At 70.8% G+C, this 2,353-nt stretch carries 2 protein-coding genes; both read right to left on the minus strand.

What is annotated here, in order from left to right; genetic code table 11:
- On the minus strand, positions 1–508 hold a 508-nt coding region (locus AB1609_21460; protein MEW6049004.1), incomplete at its 3' end, for a hypothetical protein.
- A gap of 63 nt (positions 509–571) precedes the next feature.
- Positions 572–2,353, minus strand: a 1,782-nt coding sequence (locus AB1609_21465; GenBank protein MEW6049005.1) for a hypothetical protein, incomplete at its 5' end; no start/stop codon positions are given.

The following is a 2,353-nucleotide window of genomic DNA, read 5'->3' on the forward strand; positions in this document are numbered from 1 at the left end:
CGGTCTGGCCGGGCTCCACGTGTACCACTTCGGGGCTGACCAGCAGCCTGGTGGCCACCGCTCCCGCCTGCGCCTCTCCGTACCGGGACACCGCCCACAGCCCTCCCCAAAACGGGAACTGGCTGCGCTCCTCCACCCTGGCTTCCACCCCTACCACGGCTTTCGCCCGGTCAAGGCTCACCGACCAGGAGGCGAGGTTGGGGTAGCCATCCGGGCGGCGGATGCTCTCCACGTTGCGCCGCAGGGCCTCTTCGGCCGCCGCGCGCACGGCCGCCTCATCGAGCACCAGCCTCCGTTCGACCACCCTGCCGTAGGGGTCCCTGTCCTCTTCCAGCCGGCCGGAGAGCGCGCCGGAGAGGGCGGCGGCATCCACCGCCGCTTGGACGCTGGAGGCCAGCCCGTGCATGCGGGCCACTTCGACGGCCCCCGCAAGCGCCAGCACCATCACAAGCACCGCCACGCTCGCCCACACCAGCGCGTACCCCTCTTCACGCCGCAGCCGCCGCACCGGCCTCCCTCCCCCGAAAAAAGATGGGGGAGGGATCACCCCTCCCCCTGCCGTTCTTCCCGCCTACCTGATTATCCGCACCACCAGCGGAGCGTCCCCGGGATGCGTCTCCACCCCCAACACTTCAAACGGGCAGCTTCCCGAAAGCACCAGCCGGTAAGGCGGCCTGCCGGGACCCACGTTTGCGTCAAGCTGCACCTCCAGCTTTACCCTGTACGCGCCCGGGTCAGCCCACCGGCCGTCGGAGAGCTTGCCGTCCCAGGGCGGCAAGGTCGAAGGCAGCCCGGGTCCCTCCACGGACCACACGCGCACCCACCCGCCCGCTTCGGACTCGACGTCCATCCGGTAGCGGTAGGGCGTGGTGTAGCCCCTGTAGGCCGCCGTCACCAGCAGCCACTCCCCGGCCCGCGGAGCCACCTCGGCAGGCACGGCCACCGTCACCTCTTCCCTCACCACTTCCACCGGCACCACGCGGCTCAGTTCGAGGTCGGACAGGCCGCTCTGCCGCAGGGTCACGCGGACGGTAACGGTCCGGCTGCCCGGCGTCAGGGACTGCGGCACCTCCAGACAGCCGCATGCCCGGCCCGGGGAGACTTCACCCATCGCCGCCGACTTGCCCCAGTTGCCCTCGGCCCGTCCCGACACGAACTGGCCGGTGTAACTCGCGTCCACCCACAGCGGCGCTCCGGCAACCGTCGGGTTGACTTCAACCCAGGCATTCAGCAGCTGCCTTCCGTCCACGATCACGGTGGCGGTGTCGCTCAGGTACAGCGTGTAGGGCGGATTGCCAGCACCGGTGTCCACCCGCCGTACGTAGTCCAACCGCAGCACGTAGTTTCCGGGGGAGACCACGCCGCCCGACGCGTCCCTGCCGTCCCAGACACACAGCGGGTCGGGCTGGCCCGTGCCGGAGAACTGCCGCACGACCTGGCCGGAGGAATTCTCCACGCGCAGGCTCCAGCTCACCGGGTGGGTCACCCCGGCGGAGGAGCACCGCACCGCCAGGCTTTCGCCGCGGACCGGGGCAAAGGACCCCGGCACGTTGAGGTCCACGTACTCGCGCACCACTGCCACGCTGAACCGGGCCTCGAACCACTTGGGTTGCGCGCCCTGCTGGCCCAACTGCGCTTTCACCACCACCTGGGCGGGACCCTGGGCCGCATTCCCGGGCACCGAAAGCACGGCCTTCCAGGTCTTCTCCCAGCCGCTTCCCCCACCGGTCTGCTGCATGGGCACCGACTGGCTCCAGCCCTCCGCGGTGGGACCCTGCAGAACGTCGCCTTTCGTGGTGGCGGTGACGTAAAGCACGGCCCCCGCCACTGCCTGCCCCGTGGCAGGCGCCGCGGACAGCGACCGCAACTCGGGGTCGACCGTCAGTTGGAGCACCCTCGATACGGTCACGTTGGGAAGGCCGCTCTGGACCAGCGTGCCGCGCACCTCGACTGTGCGGTTCCCCGCCGTGCCTGCAGGCACCGCCAGGGCCGCGGAACGGTCGGATGCCGTCCCGGAAAGCACCACCTCGCCTCCCCAGGAAGGAAGGGCCCGGGCATCGGCAAACGATCCGGCGCTGCCCGACCAGTCACGCGCGCGGGCAGACACCGTCACCTGCTCGCCCTCCACCACGCGGGTGGGGTCCAGCGACGCCTCCATCACCCGCCCGTCCAACACCACCTGGGCCGAAGCCATGCAGGTCAGGTTGTACTGGCCTTTCCCCGTGTCCACGCCCCGCACGGCTTCCAGGGCAAGCGTGTACGTCCCGCCCGGGCAGGGCCGGCCGGAGGCGTCCCGGCCATCCCAGGAGCAGAGCGCGGACGGCAGGCCGGAACCGGAGTATTGCCTCACCAC

The sequence above is a fragment of the Bacillota bacterium genome, assembly GCA_040754675.1.
Taxonomy (GTDB): domain Bacteria; phylum Bacillota; class Limnochordia; order Limnochordales; family Geochordaceae; genus Geochorda.